Genomic DNA, 231 nt, shown 5'->3' on the forward strand with positions numbered 1-231 from the left:
GTCTGCAAGGCTTGGGAAAATTTCGTCGCAGGCGTGGGTCTGGACCGCTCGCCCGTACGAGATATCGTCATCGATTCATGGCAACGCTGTCGGCATTCTAACGTCAATCTTTCGGTGGACGTCGCGCCGCAACTCGGTGGTGACGTTCTGGGGTCGTTGCGCCGCAAGAATCGGGAACTTCTCCAAGCGGCAGCTCCGACTCTGGCGGAAGCGGCCGATGTCCTTGCTGGG

General features: G+C 60.2%; 1 protein-coding gene. It reads left to right on the forward strand.

What is annotated here, in order from left to right:
* Positions 1–231, forward strand: a 231-nt coding sequence (locus tag RZA33_RS19850; RefSeq protein ID WP_317510123.1) for a hypothetical protein, incomplete at both ends; no start/stop codon positions are given.

The organism is Halovibrio sp. HP20-59 (assembly GCF_033052795.2).
Lineage (GTDB): Bacteria > Pseudomonadota > Gammaproteobacteria > Pseudomonadales > Halomonadaceae > Vreelandella.